This window comes from Paenibacillus sp. FSL R10-2788, assembly GCF_038003885.1.
Lineage (GTDB): Bacteria > Bacillota > Bacilli > Paenibacillales > Paenibacillaceae > Paenibacillus_AQ > Paenibacillus_AQ odorifer.
Genome location: NZ_JBBOQA010000001.1, coordinates 708355 through 732059, shown reverse-complemented (window position 1 = coordinate 732059; position 23705 = coordinate 708355). Strand labels below are relative to the sequence as shown.

At 46.4% G+C, this 23705-nt stretch carries 13 protein-coding genes, 3 rRNA genes and 3 riboswitches; all 16 genes read right to left on the bottom strand.

Annotated elements, in window-relative coordinates:
• Window positions 1-103 precede the first annotated feature (103 nt).
• The 16 genes from NSQ50_RS03215 to NSQ50_RS03140 all read right to left on the bottom strand — a co-directional run bounded on the left by NSQ50_RS03215 (window position 104) and on the right by NSQ50_RS03140 (window position 23621).
• Entirely contained in the window at window positions 104-868 is a 765-nt protein-coding gene (locus tag NSQ50_RS03215; protein WP_076225246.1) for an acyl-[acyl-carrier-protein] thioesterase, read from the bottom strand.
• A 238-nt stretch (window positions 869-1106) separates the two neighbouring features.
• A 5S ribosomal RNA gene (rrf, locus tag NSQ50_RS03210) occupies window positions 1107-1223 on the bottom strand.
• Between the two features lie 128 nt (window positions 1224-1351).
• Window positions 1352-4278 (bottom strand): 23S ribosomal RNA (locus NSQ50_RS03205).
• A 263-nt stretch (window positions 4279-4541) separates the two neighbouring features.
• Window positions 4542-6099: ribosomal RNA gene (locus NSQ50_RS03200) — 16S ribosomal RNA — on the bottom strand.
• Together the 16S, 23S and 5S rRNA genes form the textbook arrangement of a ribosomal RNA operon.
• A 367-nt stretch (window positions 6100-6466) precedes the next feature.
• The gene (locus tag NSQ50_RS03195) at window positions 6467-7276 is read right to left on the bottom strand and encodes a transglutaminase-like domain-containing protein (RefSeq protein WP_081383731.1); all 810 of its coding nucleotides are present in this window, start codon (window positions 7274-7276) and stop codon (window positions 6467-6469) included.
• Between the two features lie 13 nt (window positions 7277-7289).
• A riboswitch (cyclic di-GMP riboswitch) is annotated at window positions 7290-7370 on the bottom strand.
• Window positions 7371-7444: 74 nt separating this feature from the next.
• A riboswitch (cyclic di-GMP riboswitch) is annotated at window positions 7445-7527 on the bottom strand.
• Between the two features lie 113 nt (window positions 7528-7640).
• On the bottom strand, window positions 7641-8306 hold the full coding sequence (locus tag NSQ50_RS03190; RefSeq protein WP_244886418.1) for a class D sortase: 666 nt from the start codon (window positions 8304-8306) through the stop codon (window positions 7641-7643).
• 102 nt (window positions 8307-8408) lie between these two features.
• Window positions 8409-8816, bottom strand: coding sequence for a GtrA family protein (locus NSQ50_RS03185; protein WP_036679899.1), 408 nt, complete (start codon window positions 8814-8816; stop codon window positions 8409-8411).
• The gene (locus NSQ50_RS03180; protein ID WP_038568643.1) at window positions 8803-9783 is read right to left on the bottom strand and encodes a glycosyltransferase family 2 protein; all 981 of its coding nucleotides are present in this window, start codon (window positions 9781-9783) and stop codon (window positions 8803-8805) included. Before NSQ50_RS03180 ends, NSQ50_RS03185 begins: the two co-directional genes overlap by 14 nt.
• 97 nt (window positions 9784-9880) lie before the next feature.
• Complete coding sequence (locus tag NSQ50_RS03175) at window positions 9881-11659, bottom strand: phospholipid carrier-dependent glycosyltransferase (RefSeq protein WP_076106075.1); 1779 nt, start codon at window positions 11657-11659, stop codon at window positions 9881-9883.
• Window positions 11649-13904, bottom strand: a complete 2256-nt coding sequence (locus NSQ50_RS03170) for a glycosyltransferase 87 family protein (protein WP_076223339.1) — start codon at window positions 13902-13904, stop codon at window positions 11649-11651. The genes NSQ50_RS03175 and NSQ50_RS03170 overlap by 11 nt, the downstream gene beginning before the upstream one ends.
• 402 nt (window positions 13905-14306) lie before the next feature.
• The gene (locus tag NSQ50_RS03165) at window positions 14307-15707 is read right to left on the bottom strand and encodes an NCS2 family permease (RefSeq protein WP_036679893.1); all 1401 of its coding nucleotides are present in this window, start codon (window positions 15705-15707) and stop codon (window positions 14307-14309) included.
• A 122-nt stretch (window positions 15708-15829) separates the two neighbouring features.
• Window positions 15830-15929, bottom strand: a riboswitch (purine riboswitch).
• Between the two features lie 202 nt (window positions 15930-16131).
• Window positions 16132-16596 carry a hypothetical protein gene (locus NSQ50_RS03160; RefSeq protein WP_038568636.1) on the bottom strand — a complete coding sequence of 155 codons (465 nt, stop codon included), beginning with the start codon at window positions 16594-16596 and terminating at the stop codon, window positions 16132-16134.
• A 145-nt stretch (window positions 16597-16741) separates the two neighbouring features.
• A complete protein-coding gene (guaA, locus tag NSQ50_RS03155; protein WP_036679874.1) occupies window positions 16742-18280 on the bottom strand; it encodes a glutamine-hydrolyzing GMP synthase in 1539 nt (512 codons plus the stop codon).
• Between the two features lie 162 nt (window positions 18281-18442).
• A complete protein-coding gene (locus NSQ50_RS03150) occupies window positions 18443-20782 on the bottom strand; it encodes a transglutaminase family protein (protein ID WP_036679872.1) in 2340 nt (779 codons plus the stop codon).
• Window positions 20751-22115: a DUF58 domain-containing protein gene (locus NSQ50_RS03145; protein WP_076223341.1), complete on the bottom strand. Its 1365-nt coding sequence runs from the start codon at window positions 22113-22115 to the stop codon at window positions 20751-20753. The genes NSQ50_RS03150 and NSQ50_RS03145 overlap by 32 nt, the downstream gene beginning before the upstream one ends.
• Before the next feature lie 132 nt (window positions 22116-22247).
• Window positions 22248-23621 (bottom strand): polysaccharide deacetylase, encoded by a 1374-nt coding sequence (locus NSQ50_RS03140; protein ID WP_036679871.1) that lies wholly within the window; start codon window positions 23619-23621, stop codon window positions 22248-22250.
• Window positions 23622-23705 lie beyond the last annotated feature (84 nt).

Genomic DNA, 23705 nt, shown 5'->3' with positions numbered 1-23705 from the left:
AATATGTTAGAAACATTATCCGTTTTTCAATAAAAAAAGCGACTGCCCCGATTGAAGTTCGGAGAAATCGCTTTTATAATAATATTCCATATTTATAAATTAATTACTCATTCGTACTATTTGACACTTTTAACGCTATACATGCTTCAAAATACACAGTATCACTATTCTGACCGCGTACATATATACCATCATCCGTTACAGCTGAACGTAAAATAGTCAGTTCATCCCCAAACTTAGCTTCTTGTAGATAAGTAATCCGGAAGCGTGTGAACTCTGCATTATCCCATTCCGCTAAAGTGAGCGCATCACAACATAAATCCCCGTATCGGGCATTATTCAAATGTCCGTTGCTGTCCAGCCCACTATATCTTACCTGATACCGATAAACTTCTTCCATAGTAATATCAGAAGGGATCGTTACCTTAACAGGCATATCGCCTACTGAATCGCCATTATAGTGCTTAACCTGAACTGGAAGGGCATTCGGTCTAAGTATCTTTCTCTTCTCAATATCTACTAAAGCCCATATGGATCGTGCTGTGGCGATTTCTATATGATCTGCATCGAAAATACGATAATCCCGTTGCCACAGTGCCCCTTTAGTGCCTTTACTCCAGGTATGTACGCTAAGCACATCATTTGGGCGGGGAATACGCTTAAAATCAAGATCTAACGTAATCATCGTCCAGCCCATTCCTGCATTCAGAATCTCTTCCACACTTATCCCCAAATTACCCACTGCGAAGTCTGCCGCACATTGCATGATATCCAGAATAAAGGATAACTTACCCTGCGAACGATAATCCGTGTCGCTCGCATGTACAGAAAAATCTTCTATCCACACAAGATTGCTACTGTTGTCCATTGTTTATCCTCCTGCCATGCAAAATATCCTTGCATTTACTTGAAGTGTCCACATATACCACTGCTCTATCCACATAAATTGGGGACTACTTTCATTTTTGAATATATTTTATTATTTCATCCACATGTTAGTAACTTTTATAATTTCGTTAATTCCCCATAACTTATCCACATTATTTAAATTAAGCGATAAAGGGAACAAAAAAGCCATTGTTGATAAATCAACAATGGCTTCGTGTGCTTGGCAACGTCCTACTCTCCCAGGACCCTTCGGTCCAAGTACCATCGGCGCTGGAGGGCTTAACGGTCGTGTTCGGGATGGGTACGCGTGGAACCCCTCCGCTATCGCCACCAAACATGCGTCTGTGAAACAGACGCTGCCGCGTGAAATTCGGTTCATCACCAGAAGTGACAATGAATTTCTAAGCGTATTTCAGGCTTGATGCCTGAAAACTGAATCCGAAACGAATCTGCATTCTAAGTATAGGATAAGCCCTCGACCGATTAGTATTGGTCAGCTCCATGCATTGCTGCACTTCCACCTCCAACCTATCTACCTCGTCGTCTTCAAGGGGTCTTACTAATTGGGAAATCTCATCTTGAGGGGGGCTTCACGCTTAGATGCTTTCAGCGCTTATCCCGTCCGTACGTAGCTACCCAGCCATGCTCCTGGCGGAACAACTGGTGCACCAGCGGTACGTCCATCCCGGTCCTCTCGTACTAAGGACAGCTCCTCTCAAATTTCCTGCGCCCACGACAGATAGGGACCGAACTGTCTCACGACGTTCTGAACCCAGCTCGCGTACCGCTTTAATGGGCGAACAGCCCAACCCTTGGGACCTACTTCAGCCCCAGGATGCGATGAGCCGACATCGAGGTGCCAAACCTCCCCGTCGATGTGGACTCTTGGGGGAGATAAGCCTGTTATCCCCAGGGTAGCTTTTATCCGTTGAGCGATGGCCCTTCCATGCGGTACCACCGGATCACTAAGTCCGACTTTCGTCCCTGCTCGACTTGTAGGTCTCGCAGTCAAGCTCCCTTATGCCTTTGCACTCTGCGAATGATTTCCAACCATTCTGAGGGAACCTTGGAACGCCTCCGTTACTCTTTAGGAGGCGACCGCCCCAGTCAAACTGCCCGCCTGACACGGTCCCCGTACCCGATTAGGGTACTAGGTTAGAACCTAGATACGATCAGGGTGGTATCCCAACGGCGCCTCCACCGAAGCTTGCGCTCCGATTTCTACGGCTCCCACCTATCCTGTACAGATCGTACCCAAATTCAATATCAAGCTGCAGTAAAGCTCCATGGGGTCTTTCCGTCTTGTCGCGGGTAACCTGCATCTTCACAGGTATTAAAATTTCACCGGATCTCTCGTTGAGACAGCGCCCAAGTCGTTACGCCATTCGTGCGGGTCAGAATTTACCTGACAAGGAATTTCGCTACCTTAGGACCGTTATAGTTACGGCCGCCGTTTACTGGGGCTTCGGTTCATAGCTTCGGGTTACCCCTAACCACTCCCCTTAACCTTCCAGCACCGGGCAGGCGTCAGCCCGTATACTTCGCCTTGCGGCTTCGCACAGACCTGTGTTTTTGCTAAACAGTCGCTTGGGCCTTTTCACTGCGGCCCCCTCGTGCTATTCACACTACCGGGGCACCCCTTCTCCCGAAGTTACGGGGTCATTTTGCCGAGTTCCTTAACGAGAGTTCTTCCGCGCGCCTTAGAATTCTCTTCTCGCCTACCTGTGTCGGTTTGCGGTACGGGCACCTTCTCCTGGCTAGAGGCTTTTCTTGGCAGTGTGAGATCATGACCTTCGCTACTACAATTTTCGCTCCCCATCACAGCCCAGCCTTAACGATGTGCGGATTTGCCTACACATCAGCCTCACTGCTTAGACGGACATCCATCAGTCCGCGTCACTACCCTCCTGCGTCACCCCATCGCTCATAGCGGATTACGGTGGTACAGTAATTTCAAACTGTTGTCCTTCGACTACGCCTTTCGGCCTCGCCTTAGGTCCCGACTTACCCTGAGCGGACGAGCCTTCCTCAGGAAACCTTGGGCTTTCGGCGGATCAGATTCTCACTGATCTTTTCGTTACTCATACCGGCATTCTCACTTGTGTAGTGTCCAGCGCTCTTTTCAGTACACCTTCAACCCCTACACAACGCTCCCCTACCCCAGATACATACGTATCTAGCCATAGCTTCGGTGGTGTGTTTAGCCCCGTTACATTTTCGGCGCAGAGTCACTCGACCAGTGAGCTATTACGCACTCTTTCAATGGTGGCTGCTTCTAAGCCAACATCCTGGTTGTCTGTGCAACTCCACATCCTTTCCCACTTAACACACACTTGGGGACCTTAGCTGATGGTCTGGGCTGTTTCCCTTTTGACAATGGATCTTAGCACTCACTGTCTGACTCCCGGCAATAAGTATATGGCATTCGGAGTTTGACTGAGCTTGGTAATCCTTGCGGACCCCGCACCCAATCAGTGCTCTACCTCCACTACTCTTATACCGAGGCTAGCCCTAAAGCTATTTCGGGGAGAACCAGCTATCTCCGAGTTCGATTGGAATTTCTCCGCTACCCCCACCTCATCCCCGCACTTTTCAACGTACGTGGGTTCGGGCCTCCAGTGCGTGTTACCGCACCTTCACCCTGGACAGGGGTAGATCACACGGTTTCGGGTCTACGTCCACATACTCATTCGCCCTATTCAGACTCGCTTTCGCTGCGGCTCCACCTTCTCGGCTTAACCTTGCATGTTAAACGTAACTCGCCGGTTCATTCTACAAAAGGCACGCCATCACCCATAGATCGGGCTCTGACTTTTTGTAAGCACACGGTTTCAGGTTCTATTTCACTCCCCTTCCGGGGTGCTTTTCACCTTTCCCTCACGGTACTGTTTCACTATCGGTCGCCAGGTAGTATTTAGCCTTAGCAGATGGTCCTGCTGGATTCATACGGGGTTTCACGTGCCCCGCACTACTCGGGATCCGTCTCGGAGAGAACACAGTTTAGGTTACAGGGCTTTTACCTCTATCGCGGGCCTTTCCAGACCTCTTCACCTACCATATTCCTTTGTAACTCCATGTGAGACGTCCCACAACCCCAAGAGGCAAGCCCCTTGGTTTAGGCTGTTCCGCGTTCGCTCGCCGCTACTGACGGAATCACTATTGTTTTCTCTTCCTCAGGGTACTTAGATGTTTCAGTTCCCCTGGTCTGCCTCTACATACCCTATGTATTCAGGTATGAGTAACTGCGAATTACCACAGCTGGGTTTCCCCATTCGGACACCCCCGGATCAAAGCTTGCTTACAGCTCCCCGAGGCAGTTTCGTTGTTCGCCACGTCCTTCGTCGGCTCCTGGCGCCTAGGCATCCTCCGTGTGCTCTTATTAGCTTAACCTTGATTTTTCCGCAGGAAAATATCATACGATGACATTCTCTTTTGGAATCATCTCACTAATAACATTTACTTGTTTGCACAAGTTGCTAAAAGATGTTCTAAAACGCAAATTCGTTTCGGTATCCAGTTTTCAAGGATCAAGTCTTACTTGAGAGCTTAAACTCTCAAAACTGAGCAACGAGTGAGTAACAGGCCTAAACCTGAGTTTTGGAAGCTGAGCTTCCGATTTGAATGTCCTCATTGCAGAGAACGATTCTCCATAGAAAGGAGGTGATCCAGCCGCACCTTCCGATACGGCTACCTTGTTACGACTTCACCCCAATCATCTACCCCACCTTCGGCGGCTGGCTCCCTTGCGGGTTACCCCACCGACTTCGGGTGTTGTAAACTCTCGTGGTGTGACGGGCGGTGTGTACAAGACCCGGGAACGTATTCACCGCGGCATGCTGATCCGCGATTACTAGCAATTCCGACTTCATGCAGGCGAGTTGCAGCCTGCAATCCGAACTGAGACCGGCTTTGATGGGATTGGCTCCACCTCGCGGCTTCGCTTCCCGTTGTACCGGCCATTGTAGTACGTGTGTAGCCCAGGTCATAAGGGGCATGATGATTTGACGTCATCCCCACCTTCCTCCGGTTTGTCACCGGCAGTCACTCTAGAGTGCCCAGCATTACCTGCTGGCAACTAAAGTTAAGGGTTGCGCTCGTTGCGGGACTTAACCCAACATCTCACGACACGAGCTGACGACAACCATGCACCACCTGTCTCCTCTGTCCCGAAGGCCGCTGCTATCTCTAGCAGATTCAGAGGGATGTCAAGACCTGGTAAGGTTCTTCGCGTTGCTTCGAATTAAACCACATACTCCACTGCTTGTGCGGGTCCCCGTCAATTCCTTTGAGTTTCAGTCTTGCGACCGTACTCCCCAGGCGGAGTGCTTACTGTGTTAACTTCGGCACCAAGGGTATCGAAACCCCTAACACCTAGCACTCATCGTTTACGGCGTGGACTACCAGGGTATCTAATCCTGTTTGCTCCCCACGCTTTCGCGCCTCAGCGTCAGTTACAGCCCAGAAAGTCGCCTTCGCCACTGGTGTTCCTCCACATATCTACGCATTTCACCGCTACACGTGGAATTCCACTTTCCTCTTCTGTACTCAAGCCACCCAGTTTCCAGTGCGACCTCAGGTTGAGCCCAAGGTTTAAACACCAGACTTAAATAGCCGCCTGCGCGCGCTTTACGCCCAATAATTCCGGACAACGCTTGCCCCCTACGTATTACCGCGGCTGCTGGCACGTAGTTAGCCGGGGCTTTCTTCTCAGGTACCGTCACTCCGGTAGCAGTTACTCTACCGGACGTTCTTCCCTGGCAACAGAGCTTTACGATCCGAAAACCTTCATCACTCACGCGGCGTTGCTCCGTCAGGCTTTCGCCCATTGCGGAAGATTCCCTACTGCTGCCTCCCGTAGGAGTCTGGGCCGTGTCTCAGTCCCAGTGTGGCCGTTCACCCTCTCAGGTCGGCTACGCATCGTCGCCTTGGTGGGCCGTTACCCCACCAACTAGCTAATGCGCCGCAGGCCCATCCCTCAGTGACAGATTGCTCCGTCTTTCATTCTTCTCTCAGGAGAAAAAAGAAATTATCCGGTATTAGCTACCGTTTCCGGTAGTTATCCCAGTCTGAAGGGCAGGTTGCCTACGTGTTACTCACCCGTCCGCCGCTAAGTTATTTTGAAAGCAAGCTTTCAAAATAACTCCGCTCGACTTGCATGTATTAGGCACGCCGCCAGCGTTCGTCCTGAGCCAGGATCAAACTCTCCAATTAGTATTGAAAAGAGCGATATGCTCATTTTGAAACATCTGACGAGAAAATTAATTCTCTAATTTTGGATATCACTTACGTGATTTCCTACTCACTCGTTGTTCAGTTTTCAAAGATCAAGTTCTCGTTGACGCCGTTTAATGTCTCAGCAGCAACTCTTATAATATATCATGTTGTTTTCAGAAATGCAAGCTTTATTTTTCGAAGCTTTTTATCAGCCTCGTTTGTATCGCCTGTACGCTGTCTAACAACGCTTACCTATAATACCCCAACTATTAATAGAAAAGCAACCCCTAATATAAAAATAAACAACTAGCTTAATAATTAAGCTAGTTGTTTATTTAATAGAGTTATGTTTATAGCAACGAATTTAATAGTATTTTGCCGCAGTATATTTGCTTGAGGCTTTAATTAAATCGGTTTTCTTATCACTCTTTGCAAGTCCTGCATCCACTGTAGTATCAATGGTAACCCACTTCCCATTAAGCAACACTTCGTTCCAGGCATGATATTGCGTAACGTAGCTTGTATTCCCCATTACCAACTTAGCAGGAACATCTACACTCCGCAGCATTGCGGCAAAAAGAGAAGCGTAATCATAGCAAATCCCTTTTTTAGTAGTCAATGTCTTATCGATGCTTGGAATATAATCAGTAGTTACACTATTAGCAAGAGAGTAATCATATTGTACATTCGCAACTACATAGTTATAGATCGCTTTAACTTTCTCTTCGTCTGTTGTTTTGCCTTGTACTAATTGTTTAGCTTTGACAATCGCTTTATCAGAAGAACTCCATTTCACATTCTGTACGGAGCCCAAATATACGGAATTCGAGTCACTCATGGTTACGTCTACTACTTCGGAATATAACGCTTTATATTTATTGCCGGTTGTATTCTCCAGAACAGAAACCTTATAAGTCCCATTTCCTTGTTGCAAAGGGAAGTCCTCAGCTTGTCCAGAAGCATACAAGTTATATGTATAGCTGCTGTTATCTTTGGTGATCATGAGTTTGATTCTTTTATCTTTCGGAATATCATAGTTAATACCAATAACACCTTGAGCCACTTTGGATGTAATCAGCCAGCTGGCATCTGCACTTGCAGCTTGAGCTGTACTTATCGGAACTGAAGTCATTAGGACGAATAACGCCACCAGCATAAAATAAACCTTTTTCACGGATAAAACTCCTTTCGGTAGCTGGCTGCCATCCTTTCGGGAAGGCCCTTTAGCTTTGCGTCCCTACCTTTCGATAGGTTTGCCGTTATCGTATAAGCTCTATCTGTTCTAGCTTTACTAGATATAATTGATAGAATCCATTTGAAACAAACAAAAAAAGCCTCTTCATTCGGTAGCTGGCTGCCATCCTTTCGGGAAAAGGCCCTTTAGCTTTGCGTCCCTACCTTTCGGAAGGTTTGCCGTTATCGTGTTTAGCTTTCATAGTATAATACTATCATATTTATAGTTGTGAACAAGACCTAATTTACTAGATTACCCATTATTTTATAAATATCTCCCGGTATTTGTGTTTTCTTGTCATTCACTATTCTCCTTTTGTTAATTTGGCATGAACAATCAGCCGATGCGTTGGATTCACTAGCGGATCACATGTAATCAGAGTAAGAATCTTATCCTTGTCATTCCCGTCAAGAACGGAGACATCACTCGGATCTACAACAGAAATATCGTATACCTCATAGTTAAACACCTGATCACTAGTCTTTACCGTGATAACATCCCCCACAACAACCTCATTCAATCTGTTAAACAAACGCCCCGTAGTTCTAGCCCGATGCGCCGCGATTGCAGCATTTCCGATCTCTCCAAGGGGTGCCGTTTCTTTCATATGGGCTGCAGCATGTTTCATATTAGCTTTTGTAGCCCCTTCTAATACAGGCAGCTTCAAATCAATCTTACCGATTTCAATTAGTGCGATTACTTTGCCACCGACCTCAATCTCCGGTTCAGGCTTTTCTGTCTCTTGGGGTTGGGGCTGTGCCTGAGCATCCAGAACCGATTCCTCTGCTAACAGCTGAGTAACTTCAGCATACCTGCTCTTCAAATCTGGCTGGGGAGTACTATCGGCAGTGCTTAGTTCAGCCGTTTCTAATAACTTCTCCTGCTGCCTGTCGTTGTACCATTCGTTAGCTGTCGGATATAACATGATAAGTATCCCAGCCAGTATGAGTAGATAGGAGAATTTACGCAATGTTATTCACCTCCGTATATTGTTTCTATGGTTATATACAAATCAAGCAGAAACAGCTACTTGCCTTTAAGCATAGCAACTCCTTCTGCCTGAAATTAATGTTTAAAATACCCATTTACGACTTCCAAAGAAATTGATGATCACCGTGATAAATGTAACCAGCACCTTTGAGATCAAGACTTGAATACCTAGTCTGTCTGTCAACAGATGCATTAGCAGCAGTGATATTCCGAGCACTACCAGATTCAGCACGATAAACTTGACCAGCTGCACGCGGTCGAAGCCTTCTTTATTCCCCCGGTTGCGATCACGAAAGGTTACTTTTTTATTCAAAATAAAGCTATTCGCCGTACCTGCACTATAGGAGATCACCTGCGCCAATGCGTATACCATCCCTAGTGAATTCAACAATGTGAAAATCACAAAATCAATAAGCGTATTGAGCAAACCTACGGCATTAAATTTAAGGAACTGTATGAATGCAGCACGCAAGTTCTTATCTGACATCATTGTGGTCCTTCCGGCGGTCCAGTTGTTCTTCGTTCTGGTAGCCTTTAGTCTCACTAACAATGTATAGCGGTCTATCTTTAGACTCGTCATAAATCCGTCCGATATACTCCCCAATCACACCTAACAGCATCAGAACGATACCGTTAAAGAGCAGATTGACGCCTACAATGGAAGCCCAGCCCGGAACCGTCCAGGAGGTGAAAAATATCTTTTGAAACAAGACGAAAAATAAATAGAGAAAGCTAGAGAATGAAAGGAAGAATCCAATATACGTAGCAATCTTAAGCGGCTTATGTGAAAAAGAGGTGATGCCATCTAACGCAAAACGAATCATTTTCTTCAGCGGATATTTGGTTTCTCCGGCAAAACGTTCTTCCCGTTCATATTCCACCATAGTCTGCTTGAAGCCAACCCAGCTCACCAAACCTCGGACATAGCGGTTCTTTTCTTTAAGTCCCCGCAGGACATCACATACCTTACGGTCAATAAGACGGAAATCGCCTGTATCCGTAGGAATATCCACACTTGTCATACTGCTGAGCAGGCGGTAAAAAAGCTTCGCGGTGACCTTTTTGAACATCGTTTCTCCGTGGCGCTTCAGGCGTTTCGCATATACAACGTCGTAGCCCTCTTTCCACTTCTCGATCATTTGCAAAATGACCTCCGGAGGATCCTGAAGATCAGCGTCAATAACAACAACCGCTTGACCTTCGGCATAGTCCATGCCAGCTGTAATCGCTACCTGATGTCCGAAATTACGCGAGAAGTCAATCAGCTTGACATGCTCGTCTCGTTCACAGATCTCCCGAATCATCTGGGCGGAACGATCACGACTGCCGTCATTGACGAAGACCAGCTCATAAGTATCGCCGCACTCGTCCATTACTTTTTTCAAACGTTCATAAGTATGGCTAATTACTTGCTCCTCATTGAACATGGGTACAATCACACTATATCTGGCTTTCACCTTTATTCCTCCTACAAGCTTTTTGGAGCGTTACATCCATCTACACTTCATAATAACGCTGCATGCATAAACTTATTTTATAGATTTTTATTAAATCCTAGAAAACCCAAGTAGGGAACCAACGCAGCATATCTTTCACGTAATCTCCACTGACCTGCATCCCTGACAGTACCGGGTAGAAAGCGATAAAGAGCAGCAAAGCAACGGCTACATAGACATACTGTACGTAACGGGCCTCAGGGAATTTACTATCCAGCAACTTCATTATATATACAATACCAAGAATCATAAATGGTACCATAGCAAAATAATGGTAAATAAATGTTTCTCTTGGGACAAGCATCCACGGAACATATTGCGAGAAGAAGGCGATCCAGATCATGTAGAGGTTCTTATCTTTACGTTTCAGCGTAATCCACAGCGTTGCCAGCATCGCAAAAATACCCGTCCACCAGATAAGAGGATTCCCCATAGTCACTATACTGCTGACCTGACCTTCCGGCAAACCTTCACCGCCGCTAAAGAACCAGACCGGTCTCTTCATAAACGGCCATTGCCACCATGAGGAAGCAAAGGGATGTGTAGCTACAAGCTGACTGTGATAGTTGTACATATTCTTTTGGGAATCAATCAACCCTTTAATAGTGAAGCCCTCTGCTGATGCAGATAACCCTGGCACAAAAGATAAGCTATAAATAATTACTGGAATAATTACAAAGAACCCGATACAACTAGCCAACGTAATAATAGTCTTTTTCCAAAAAGAATCTACCGCTTCACGACAGGTGCCCAGCAATTCCTTGTCTTTAATCTTCCCCTCGGCCAGCAGGCGTCCGGAGGCTTGGTATTCTCTGTAGCGTTCAAAAAGGGAGATAGCCAGCATAATGGCCAGCCCTGCTCCTCCATAGAGCACAATCCATTTCGAAGCTACGCCGATTCCGAAGAATAAGCCAGACCAGAATAACGGAATTAATGTTTTTCTTAAAGGCTGCTTGTAGAAATTCATTGTGTAATACCGCTGCATAAAATAGAACATCAACATAATGAAGAATACTCCGTATACGTCAATCGTGGAGATTCTTGTCTGTGTGAAATGCATGAAATCCAGTGCAAACAATCCTGCCGCGAGGGCCGCGTATTTGCTTTTCTTAAACAAACGCAGCGCCATTACATATATGAGAGGTAACATGGCAACTCCGAACAAGGTTCCGATAATACGCCAGCCGAATGGATTGACCCCGAACAGCTCCATCCCTATGGCAATTAACAACTTACCAAGCGGTGGATGCGTATTCTCGTAAGGCACAATCCCGTGTGTATATTCATAAGCTGTTCGCGCATGATAGATCTCGTCAAAATAAGTGCTATTCATAAAGTTAGAATATTCCGGAATGAGCGACTGCTCGTCAAAAAGATTGGCCGCTGCTCCTCTTTTAGGAACTGCGTTAGCATCCGGTGTCACACCAGCAATAGGAAGGGGTATTCTTTCTCCCCCCTGCTCATAAAAGGCCATTTCGTTCAAAGTGAACCCTGGAGAGGTAACTGTAAACTTCACATATCTCGCAGTAACGTTCAGGGGTTGGCTTTTCCAGATGAAGACATTCCCGACATCCTCACTGACATCCATCGGACTGCTCCAGACCTCAGGATTGTCGCTGAATTCCAGCTTGAACTTACCCGTGCCCACGCCACCAAAGATATTGACCCGTTCCAATGGTTTACTCTGTCCCAAATCTACATAGAAGCTTTCACCACTGGCAGCAGGCTCCCATAAAGTCTCTGGAGATTTAGTAGAGCCAAGATTATATAAAGCAAGCGCTGCGTAAACGGCCGTAATAGCTATTAGGCATATCCAATCTATACGCTTAAACTTCATCGTTAGATCGCCCTCCCTTCTGATGCGGTTTAATTTGCCCGACAACTCTCAAATCTTCTTCATATTGTTCTTCCAGTGTAATTGGTGCTGGAAGAGGTTTTATACCCTTGCGGACATACACATCGTAACCGATATTCAGCATATAAAGCAGTAATGCTAGATTAGCTATAGCAGTCACTAATACGATTCCGTCTGCACCCGGGCTAACATCTGCATTCAGGTGGGATAAGGTGTACGCCACATTGATGTATTGCGTTAAGCTGAATCCGAGAAATAGCGATAAAAAGCGGCGGTCCCGACTTTCTATATAAGTAAACAAACAAAGAATAAGAGCAGGGAACATATAACGTTCATGCATTTTGGTGCCAAGCACAAAGACCACTACTATAAGCACCATGCCGATAAAATAGGATTTGGTCAGGTCCAAGCGATCCTTTTTAAAGGAATAAAATGCCGCAACAGCTACAGCCACTAAAATAAATATGAAGCCCCATACACGGTATGGAATGCCAAGCCAGGTTAGATCAAGGGATGACCACATCGGATCAGTCAGTGCATACAGATTAAATGCATTCACTGAAGAATACGGATAGGAAGATAACGTACTCTTGTAAAGATCAATAATCCCTATCAGACCTCCGTTATTCCAGAAAAATGGTGCCGCAAGCAATCCGAAGATCCCTAATCCATACAAAGCTCCGAATCCAAGCTGCTTCCAAGCGCGGTGATGATAAAAAGCAAACAACAATACCGGCGTGAATATCAACGCTTGCGGTTTAATTAGCGTCGCTAAGGCAAACAAAATTGCGGAGCGAACAAACTTTTTGTTCGCAGCGCCATGGATACTGAGCAGCAGGAAGATCAAAAAGAATGAATCCGCTTGTCCCCAAGCCGCTGAATTAATAAGTACCGCTGGATTAAACAGAAACAACAACATTAAGCCGAAAGCTATTCCGGTGCCGAGTTTTTTGCGTGACATTTGATAAATGAAGTAGCCGAGCACCAAATCAGAAAGAATCGCAGGGAGCTTGAAGAGTAAATTTTCTCCACCTGAGCCCTGAGTGAATCCTAAAACGCCACGTATGGCGCTAAGCACGTACAATATGTACAAATAGCCTGGAGGATAATCGGCAAAATAACCTTCTTCATAAAATTTGCCTGGACCTAAATCCACCATACGCTGTCCCCAAGAAATAAAGGTATTCATATCATTCTGATATCCTTGCGCGGTAAGACCAATCCACACCCTCAGGATAAAAGCAACTCCGATGGCAATACTCAGCCATTTGGAATAAATATTCTCAGGCTGCTTCATAAGCTTCTCACTACGGAATGCTTTAGTATAAAGCACTGCAAAAAACACACTAAACAGCGCTGAGATCAGCAACATCTTAGTTGGAGATACTTTATGTGGAGTGTCTGCCTTTTTGTCGCCTGCATCTGGACTAACCGCTGCACTATCCAGCGAAATGACGTTAGCCCCTTCGGGAGCCGCGTCTAATTTTTCTACAGCAAAATCATCAAAATAAGCCTTACCTTGAATTAAGCTAGAGTAGCCGCCCAGACTTGCGCCTATGCCAAATGACTTCTGCTCCGGTCCTGTCTGGCCGATATATTCAAGATACTGCCATTCACCTGCCGTATCAGTTACGCTGGGATACCCCCCGCCTACTCCAACGGCAAGAATGTTGGCGCCTATTCCCTCGCCTGCTGTACTTACTACTTTGATCCATCCAGAGATTCTATAATAACTATTCGGCGTAGCCTCAATCGTCTGCACCCATTTCAAATGATTGGGTTCGATATTCTCAATGACTGCCGCCTTGCTGCCGGAATGAACTTCCTCCGATTGGATTGAAAGTAGGCCTGAGTTGTCTCCTGAAATCCACATATCCTTAGTCCAGTTAGAAGGCGCATCATCTCCCCCCTCCTCAAAGCCAGGGTTCTGCAATAGATTCCCCTCTGCATAAATGCTTGTTACAGGAAGCACAAACAATAACAGCATCAATACAGTCATTACGGCCGCACGTGTACTCTTGATCATCGTCCCAACCTCACCTCGTCCTATATTCATCTTAGTCCAGCCAAAAGCATATACCTTCTGAAAAAAAGCTCCCGAATTAGTGTATTTCACCGTTGCTAAGAAATCATTTGGATTGATTTTCTCATAAAAGAGCATATAAATATAGGGCATGTTTACCTTATCTGGATCGCAAACCCTTCCATCCACAATACTCCATTCCATAGGATCGCCTAAGCTTCAAGGCTCTTATATAGACTCTTATATAGAATAGAAGAATCGTAGTGGCTAAAGCAAATGCCGGAGCAAAAAAAACAGGCCATTCTATATGCATAAAGCGAGAGAACTAACAAAATGGTAAGACCATAGGACCACCTAGGGGTTTGAAGTATTTTCAGTACAAAATAAACAGAGATCAGGATCAAGGTGGGTAACAAATTGGACTCTAACACCAAGGCTGCCTCGTCCTGAACATCACCTCTTCAACAATATAATCTAAATCATAGATGATGAAAAGCTAGAAACATAGACTAACCTGAACGGTTAAGTGCCAACAAAAATATAAAAAAAAGGGCCCCCTCAGTTATGAAGGAGCCTTTGAATGCACATCTGTATGCTATATATGAGTTAGCCCGCACTACCAAGAAATACATAACGGAGAATAATCAGAATAGCAAGTACCCACATCATCCAGTGAATATCGTATTTTTTCTTGCCAGCAAGGTTAGCTACACAAGCAAGGATTACATAAGTTACGATACCAAAGGAAATACCATTAGCAATATTATAAGTGAAAGGCATGATTACTAGAGTAAGGAACGCTGGAATCGCAACAACCATATCTTGAAAATCAATTTCGCGAATCGATTGTGCCATGAGCACGCCTACGACAATCAATGCTGCAGCTGTAGCAGATCCAGGGATCAGAGCCACTATTGGTGCAAGGAATAACGCAAGCAAGAAGCACACACCCGTTGTTACAGCTGTAAGACCTGTACGTCCACCTTCAGCAACACCTGCCGCGCTTTCTACAAAAGCAGTAGTAGTGGAAGTACCCAATGCCGCACCACCAGCTACAGCGATAGCATCGACAAACATTGCATTACCTACACGTTTGTTACCTTCTTCAGGGTTGTCCATAATACCAGCGCGTTGAGCAGTACCTACAAGTGTACCAAATGTATCGAACAATTCTACAAAAGTGAATGTTGCGATTGCTGAAACAATACCGGTGTGCAGGATACCATCCCAGTCAAATTCGAAAAAGTTCAATTGCGTCAGGTCAGGCACCCAAGGGGTTGTCGGACTGGACAATGAGCCAAAATCAACTACACCCATCAGTATACCCGCGAGGGTTGTACCCAAGATACCGAATAAAATCGCACCTTTAACTTGCAGTACCATCAGGATGGAAATAAGAAGCAATCCGATAATTACCAATTGTACATCAGTGTTCTCTAGACTACCCATATGAATGATTGTTTCAAAGGATAGGACGTCTGTGAATGTATTGGCGGAAATATCTTTACCAGCTTCGACACCAATCGTCATCAAACCACTGTTCTTAAGCCCAAGGATTGTAATGAACATCCCGATACCTACGGTAATGGCATGCTTCAAGCTGTCAGGAATGGCTGTCAGTAAGATCTGCCGCACTCGGGTAACCGTGAGCAGGATGAAGATCAAACCGGAAATAAATACTGCAGTCAGACCCATTTGCCAAGTGAATGGATGTTCTGAGGTTGCAGAAGACAAAATTACGGAAGCAAAGTATGCATTAAGTCCCATACCTGGTGCCAATGCTACTGGAAAGTTTATAAACACGCCCATTGCAATGGTGAAAATACCTGCTGCCAGCGCAGTCGCTAGAAATACAGAGTACCAGCCCATATCGATGCGGCCAAATGCTGTTAATGTGCTCGGATTAACCGACAGGATGTAAGCCATAGCCATGAACGTAGTCAAGCCGGCCATTATCTCTGTACGTACTGTAGTGCCGTTCTCTTTCAACTTGAAAAACCGATTCAAATTGTTCTCCCCCTAAGGTATGTTGTGGCTGACAGCAACAAAAAGCCGGTATCTGATCGACACCGGTTCGAAAAAAAGAGTAGCACCCATGACTATAGCCCTAGATTCAGGCTAATACGGGTTGCTCAGCTCTTCTTAATCGTAGCCAGGTCATTACGGTGACCTCGTAGAAACTTCCAGGCCTATTCCCGGAAATATACGAAAGAATTATGTTGTTGTGCTTTATCATTTTAGGGGGACATCACATAAGTTGTCAATGAAAAAAGCGAACATTTTCGACTTTATTTTTTCTATTGTTCGTAATTCATACATTTTTATCTTTAACTCCAACCCCAAAATCCATTAAATCATGCAGCTTATTAACTATCAAAAGCCTTATTAAATGGGTATTTTTCCCTATAAAACAGTTTCAACATGCCCTAGCTTATTGGTCTTTGGAATACTGATAGCTATGCCAAGAATTAGCAAAATGCCCTATAGCTAAACAAATCACTGCAATACCTAACCAAAAAGATCTGCCCCATATAGCCGCAAATCCAAATGCACAAACAGGGAGAACTGCCATGGGAATCGGAAGAAACAATAATGGAGCCCATAATAATCTGAATTGCTGTCCCTTAACCATATAACGAATCCATAAACCGTAATAAATCGTGATAAACACAAAGATAAGTCCAGCCCAGATCCCGAATTCTACATTTTCGAAGTTATCCTTTGAAATCACAAGAATGGCTATACCCCCCAACTGCCCTACTCTCTCCAAAAGGGTATAGACGATGCCGGCATCTTTTAAACCGCTGGGAACATGATCGGGCGGAAACTTAATTATCAGCAAACTTGGGGCAAGAATAACCATAGCTATTAGTGTTCCAATAAGTGAGAATCCCATTCTACTGGCTCCTGTAAGTTTATTTTTTCCAGTTTATCACATTCTCTATAGTTGCTATATAGGGTCCGTCACAAGCTTCACGGTTAATAAAAAAACCTGCAGTCCCTTAATAAATAAGGAGCTGCAGGTTTCTTATTGCTATATGCTATTCCCACTCAATCGTTGCAGGTGGTTTCGAAGTAATGTCATACACTACACGGTTTACGTTCTCAACTTCGTTGACAATACGTACAGAGATTTTTTCAAGAACATCCCATGGGATACGTGCCCAGTCAGCGGTCATGCCATCGATGGAAGTTACTGCGCGGACACCTACTGTGTAGGAATACGTACGAGCATCACCCATAACTCCGACACTCTTCATGTTAGGAAGTGCAGTGAAGTATTGCCAAATTTCACGGTCTAATCCTGCTTTAGCAATTTCTTCTTGCAGAATGTAGTCAGAATCACGAACGATGGTAAGCTTGTCCTCTGTTACTTCACCCAAGACACGAATAGCAAGACCTGGACCTGGGAAAGGCTGACGCCATACGATCGCACGTGGCATGCCCAGCTCTTCACCGAGTTTACGAACTTCATCCTTAAACAAGGTGTTTAGCGGCTCGATCAAGCTGAATTTCATATCTTCTGGCAGACCGCCCACATTGTGGTGGGATTTAATGGTTTGCGCTGTAGCTGTTCCACTCTCAACGATATCCGTATAAAGCGTACCTTGTGCAAGGAATGAAAAATCTCCGAGCTTAGCTGACTCTTCGTCGAAGCAGTAGATAAACTCGTTACCAATGATTTTACGTTTTTGCTCAGGGTCTTCAACACCTGCAAGTTTGCTCATGAAGCGATCGCGTGCATCGATTTTCACTACATGAATATCGAATTTGCCTACGAAAGTCTCCATAACGCTTTCTGCTTCACCTTTACGCAGAAGACCGTGGTCAATAAACATACAAGTCAATTGATCTCCAATTGCACGGTGGATAAGCATAGCCACAACGGAAGAATCCACTCCGCCACTAAGAGCGCAGAGTACTTTTTTATCTCCGACTTGATTGCGAATATCTTGAACGGCTTCATCGATAAACGATTCCATTGTCCATTTGCCGTCGCAACCACAAACTTGGTATAAGAAGTTCGAGATCATCTCGTTACCTTGAACGGAGTGACGTACTTCTGGGTGGAATTGCACAGCGAACAATTTGCGCTCCGCATTGCTCATTGCTGCAATTGGAGCACTTTCTGTACCTGCATCCAGCTTGAAGCCTGTTGGAAGCTCAACTACATGGTCACCGTGGCTCATCCATACAGTCTGGCGGTTCTCCAATCCTGCAACTAAAGCAGTTCCTTCTGCAAAGTCAACATCAGCTTTACCATATTCCCGTTTAGCTGAACGTTCTACTTTACCATCAAGCTGATGAGCCATCAGCTGCATACCATAACAAATACCGAAGATCGGCACTCCTAGATCATAAATAGCCGGATCTACGTGTGGTGCATCTTCAGCGTATACACTGCTAGGTCCGCCGGAGAAGACAATTCCTTTAGGCGAAAGTGCTTTAATCTTGTCAACTGGCGTATTGTACGGCAAAAGTTCGCTGTATACTCCCAGGTCCCGAATTCTGCGCGCGATAAGTTGGTTGTATTGTCCTCCAAAATCGAGAACGACGATAATTTCATTTGGCTTGTTCATTACGTGCCTCCCTTGATTATTGGATTCATTATACTCATGGTTAATTCTCATCGTCAAGGAAAGGAGGACACGCCTCTCATAATCAGAGAGTGATAAAACTTCATGCAGAACCTTCCTTGCTATGGCATAAATTAGATAGCGGATCTAAGCGTTCTTGCCCGTTTATGTTAAACGGAAGGTAATGATCAGACATTCGCGAATAAACGCGTTCGCATCAGAAGCCGCAGGTTCGCCGCCAAGGTCGGGAGCGGATTTTAAGGAATTGCCGCGGGCAGAGATCACGGCTGTGGATGCCAAAGCTGGCGCGTACGCCAAGGTCTCCCACTGGCGGACGAACTGCCGGACGGCCACGTATAGTCCGGCATCGTAAATCCGCAGGGAGTCCACATACTCCCTGCCAGTAACGCCGGGCGGCGGCGGTCCAAACCGCTCCGCCAGCCCGTGCCAAGCCAGAGAGGCCGCGCGCAGCTGCCTCTCACGGCTCAAGCTGCTGCCGCGAAGCGCGGCCAGCAGCAGAGCCAGACTGCGCCGCCAGCGCCAAGCGGCGGCGGGAAGCAGCGCCGCGGCAGTCAGCGGCGCTGAAAAGGGTCCGCCCGCCAGCGGCAGGACGGGTAGTTCCGCGCTGCGCGTTGCTTGCGGCGCGAGCGCCGCTGCCGCAGGCCGTGCCGGCGCGGGGAAGCCAGCCGCAAGCGCAGGACCCGGCGTCGGATCGAAAGGAACCCAACCTGCGCCGGCAAAATAAACCTCTACCCAGGCATGGGCATCCCCTTGGGTGACTAAATACTTCGCCGGCATGGCTTCCTCCTGCTGGGTTCCAGGTCCGTACCCTTGAACATACCGCGCTGGAATGCCTGTGCTTCGCAGCAATACGGTCATCGCTGTTGCAAAATGCACACAATAACCTTGCTTGGTCTCAAACAGGAAATGATCCACAAAATCAGCGCCAGCTGGCGGAACCATGGTATCCAGCGTGTAAGAATACCCGTTTTGCAAATAATCCCGAATGGCGGTTGCGGAGTCATATCGGTTACCCGAGGAAGCTGTGAGCTTCTCTGCCAGAGCTTTCACTCGCTCAGGTAATAAATCAGGCAGCTGCAAATATTTGTTCTTTATTTCTTGAGGATCAGCATCACCCAACCCGCGCAGCAGTACTGGATTACTCTCGGGAAGTATAGAATCAACTATATACTCAGTGATCCGAGTTGAACCCGCCGAATCTGGCAGACGAAAGGTATCCCTGTCCTTATTCGCCAGAACATAACCAAGCTGGCTGCCATTAGATAGTTGAACTGTCTCAACATCCGTTATGGTGCCCGCATTGAATACAGGAATTCCTCCGGAAGAAGGGCTGGCAAATTGTATCCGCTGTTGTAAAGTCCGTCCACCATTAGTAGTAGTTACCGTCGCCGGAATCTGAGGCAGGCCGGACAAGTTAAGCGGAGTAAATTCCTCACCACCTCTGATCCAACGGCGTCCGTCATAATAGGCAATGCTCTCCCCGCGCCAATAGGTACGCAGGCTGGTCAATGCTGTGAAGACTGGCTCGGTATTGCGTGACAATGGAGCACCCAGTTCTCCATCATTTGTACTATACCCTGTTGTTCCTGCAGGTATAGCCTCATTATCTTCCGGCATATGGCCCGAAGCCCATTCCTGCAGCTTTTCAAAGGTTGACTGGAGTGTAGTTTGGGTAGGCGGTCGTACTTCATATACCTGCCCACCGAACCATGCTGTCATCATTACGAATATGGCAGCCGCTAATGCCAAAACTCCCCATCGGGCATACGGCAGGTGAATGCTGCCCACCCGTTCCCGCAGACGGAGCAAACCGCTCATTGCTTGCATCCATACAATAAGCCCCACTGATATTACAACATCCGTTGTCGTATTAACGCCAAAGCCAATATCCAGAACCAATAGATAAATGAGGGTCACCGCTGTAAACAGCAGCGTGCTTCCTCTGAAAAGTGCAAGCTGCTGCACCGAAGATACCAGCAGCCCCCAGCCAACAATCAAAATCAAAAGTCTGCTGATCTCGCTAAGCTGAGAAACATGCCCTGAAAAGAGCAAAATCAGATCATTTGGAATTTCTACTGCATAAATGCCCAACCATCCTGTCCCTACGCTCTCACTGCATAGATATAGCCAAGCCGTGCCGATCATCAAACATTGGATACTTAGCAATAGCCACCCGGGAATCTGAAGGATTCCCCACATCAACAGCACGGCAGCAGAAATCATCAGAATCTGCAGCAATCTAGCAGTATCTTCCAATGAAGTCGTTCTATATAAAGGGAGCAGCCATTCTAAAAATAGCCCCAAAATAGCCAAAGAGAACAGCATGCGATAATACAGAGGTATTTTTCTCTGTTTACCGGCATGACTGTTCTCCAGTTTTTCCAAATGGAGCTGCTTTGGTCCCATCCTACTTTGCCCATTCATAGAGAAGCTTGTGTCACCCGGTATCCGCTTACCGTAGCGTTGGTTTTCCGGATGATTCATGGTACTCTACCTCCCTGAGCCTGTAAGCTGGCAATGCATCATCCAGACAAAACATCCGTGCTCCAAGACGACCCAGACTATCTCCGACCGTTCCCCGCACAGGCTGGCGGATCTCCTGCAGCGTTACCTCCGCAGGCACCGGAGCTGGCTGATCCCAAGCATAATAGAGCTCAACTTTTACACCTTGCACTAAGAATTTAGCGATAACCTTAGCAGATTGTTCCTCTAATCTTCCGGTCACTATAGCAACGGTCATTCCCGGAATCCAGCCTCTAGAAGCATCCTCCAACAGCTCGGACAGGGTTCTTGTTCCATTCGGAGAAATATCAGTTAGAATATCCAGCACTCTCCCTGGGATTTTGCCCAGTCCTTCATGCCTAGCCATTCCTTCTGGCCAGCCTCCGCTGAATAACTGGACATAAGCACCTGACTGCTCAGCAAAGAGCATCAGCCCCATCGCCGTTGACACCGCCTTCTCAAATACCGGTGGCTGCTCTTCCCGACTGCCACGAGGTGTAAGTGCATTGGCTGGAATCTCATAGCTTTTGGGATCATTAGCCAACACGATACAGCTCATTTTTGCCTTTTCACGCTCTGGAACTTTGCTCTGCAGATTCCCAAGCCGGGCACTGTTCTTCCAATGGATTCGGCTAAGTGGATCACCGGGCTCATATTCCCGCGATTCCATGGTCTCATCATTGCTGCTTCTTCCCCTTCTAGAATAGAGAGAATCACCGCTAATAAAGCCGCTGTCCGGGACTGCTCCGCCATAATATAGGGGGGCTGGCAGCACTTTAACGCTATGCTCTTCAGCAGGCTCAGATCGGCCTGTGAACCAGCCGGGCAAATCTCCCCAGGTTACTCTACAGCCCTGCAAATGATGATGTCCGCGTGGCATATTCTCAAGAATGTAGGTGTATTCAAAAGAGCGTCTGAATCCCGGAAACAGTAGCTTGTGATGTCCTCTGTCCCCCCAAAAATCAGCGATAGTCAGCCATGGCAGTGGAAGCCGGGAAGAGAAATTCACCCGCACCTTCACAAGCAGTGTATTTCCAGCTATCGGTCTTACAGGAGTGATTGTACGTTCAATCTTTATCGCCCGTGGACCTGAAAGTTGAACGATAAGTCCGCCAACCATGATAACGCCTACAGCGATCAGCAGAAATAAGAGTGATGCGCCTCCGCGCCATGCATATAAAACACCTATAATTCCAGCCACAGTCAGCACCCGCAACCATTCAGCCAATGCACTACGGCTACGCGGATAGGAGAAGCTTCTAACTCTTTCAGTCTTGTTATTTAATTTGTGCTCTACTTTTTTTGAAGAGGACAATGGAACGAACACCCTTCCTTTGGGTCTAGACTTGTTCCCAGCTGAGGAACTTATTACTATCTATTCTTCCCATGAAAAAGGGTGCCCAGACATTGTTTTTTTCTTTTAAAAAAACTGCCTGAGCGCTAAATCTCAGAAGGCTATTACCCGGCGCTCACCTTCCGTCACGCTTATATTTAAAGGAGGATGATCGGCTGTCTCCAGCAGCTCACGCAGCGATACCCAGATAGAACCGCCAATCATCTCCACACTGGCACCGTTTATCTTTTGAACATGATCAGGAAGATTTAAAAGGAGTTCCTTGTTCGCCACATCCGCGATGATATCTTTGCCGTTCCAGGCAATCCTTCCACTGCGACTGCCCGCATCCCAGCTAATCTGCCCTCCCAGCCGTTCGATCACAGCGCGAAGTGGCACCATATATTTTCCTTTTTGCAGAGTATATTCACCTGGCGCCAGCTTCGTCTCCAGCTTTCCAACCTCCAGCACCAAAGGTTTGCCGGGCGCAAACAGCTCTGCATTCGGTATGATATTCGAGGTGATCCAAGCTTCTGAAGGTTTCACTCTGCCCAAGCTATTGGCTTTTGAGGAGACTCTGAATTGTACAGGCTCCACCGTCTCATCTAAAAGGCCAAAGCTGTATCCAGCAGCCTTATAACGCGCAATAATATCAGGCAGTGCTTTAACACTCTCCTGATGGCCGCCGCCATCATGCAGCAGCAGAATAACCCGAGAGGACTTCAGATCCGCGGTTGACTCTTTTAAGATTTCTGACGCCGGTACCCCTTTGCGTTTGGAATCCCCGCTGTCCACCGTCCAATCCGTAACGATATAACCGGCTTGCTTCAACAAATTGAAGTAGGTATTATCAAAGTGATCAAAGGTTCCGCCCGGGGCGCGGATAAGTTGTGGGCGAACCCCTGTAATGCCCCGAATAATTTCTTCGGTCTTTTTAATCTGGCTCCAAAATTCAGTGAATCCACTATATAAATCATGGTAATTATGATTATAGGTATGATTGCCAATAGCATGTCCTTGTTCCCATATGGCATTAATTAGCTCTGGATGGCTTTTCGCTTGATTACCAAGGACAAAAAAGGTCGCCTTCACACCTTGCTGCTGTAAAATTTCAAGAACGTTGAAGGTATTGTCACTCGGTCCGTCGTCAAATGTAATATAGACTGTTTTTGAAGCTTTCTTTGCGGCTGTGATTGCCGAATATGTTGTTGACACCTTGGATACTTGTGCCGTACTGGAATTCAATTTAACTTCTGGAGAAGCAGTCACAATGGACTCTGCTTTAGGAGGAAATTCTTGCATCGCCACTAACGGGAGATTATTCTTAACAGAGACAGACTCCGCACTTGCGGACTGTAATGAACGATTCATCCAAGAATCTACACTCTCCCCTGCGTTCCATCCCAGCATTACGATGACGATTACAACCATAACAAGCAATCCGCGTATGAAGTTTCGGCGGCCGTGAGTGTTTTTGTTACCTTTCATCTTCTCTACCTCCAGCATTCTATTGGCTCAAAAGCCATTTGGTAGATTGTATGAAGACAAGCTTCAAAATAGAATAAGGCAACT

What these genes read in the sequence shown, in the direction of transcription:
- NSQ50_RS03175 (WP_076106075.1), bottom strand. Translation starts at nt 11,659, where the DNA reads ATGAAGTTTAAGCGTATAGATTGGATATGCCTAATAGCTATTACGGCC.
- guaA (WP_036679874.1), bottom strand. Translation starts at nt 18,280, where the DNA reads ATGAACAAGCCAAATGAAATTATCGTCGTTCTCGATTTTGGAGGACAA.
- NSQ50_RS03185 (WP_036679899.1), bottom strand. Translation starts at nt 8,816, where the DNA reads ATGATGTCAGATAAGAACTTGCGTGCTGCATTCATACAGTTCCTTAAA.
- NSQ50_RS03140 (WP_036679871.1), bottom strand. Translation starts at nt 23,621, where the DNA reads ATGAAAGGTAACAAAAACACTCACGGCCGCCGAAACTTCATACGCGGA.
- NSQ50_RS03150 (WP_036679872.1), bottom strand. Translation starts at nt 20,782, where the DNA reads ATGAATCATCCGGAAAACCAACGCTACGGTAAGCGGATACCGGGTGAC.
- NSQ50_RS03170 (WP_076223339.1), bottom strand. Translation starts at nt 13,904, where the DNA reads ATGGAATGGAGTATTGTGGATGGAAGGGTTTGCGATCCAGATAAGGTA.
- NSQ50_RS03215 (WP_076225246.1), bottom strand. Translation starts at nt 868, where the DNA reads ATGGACAACAGTAGCAATCTTGTGTGGATAGAAGATTTTTCTGTACAT.
- NSQ50_RS03160 (WP_038568636.1), bottom strand. Translation starts at nt 16,596, where the DNA reads ATGGGATTCTCACTTATTGGAACACTAATAGCTATGGTTATTCTTGCC.